This window comes from Bacillus cereus group sp. BfR-BA-01379 (assembly GCF_022663605.1).
Lineage (GTDB): Bacteria > Bacillota > Bacilli > Bacillales > Bacillaceae_G > Bacillus_A > Bacillus_A mobilis.
In genome coordinates this window covers 1-281 of the sequence record NZ_JAKUFT010000250.1, presented here as the reverse complement: position 1 = coordinate 281, position 281 = coordinate 1, and the positions used below count along the sequence as shown (strand labels likewise).

Here is a 281-nt window from a genome sequence, read left to right as displayed (position 1 = left end):
CATGTCATAAAAACTAACATGAATTTGTCGAAAATTCTTGATTACTAAAAGTTTTTAGAATATAATTTTCTTATTGTTAGGAAGAGGGGGCAATACAATTATGGATTTTTTAGCTAAGGTAATTGGGGATATAAATAATGTCCTTTGGTCATATGTCATTATTGCGATGTTAATTGGGTTAGGGCTCTACTTTTCATTCCGTGTGAAATTTGTCCAAGTTCGTTACTTCGGTGAAATGATTCGTTTGCTTGGGGATGGAGCAAGCTCGAAAACGAGGAAAG

At 34.2% G+C, this 281-nt stretch carries 1 pseudogene; it reads left to right on the top strand.

The features are described 5' to 3' along the window. Positions 1-100: 100 nt before the first annotated feature. Positions 101-281: pseudogene (locus MR113_RS27690) on the top strand (sodium:alanine symporter family protein); the annotation flags it as partial.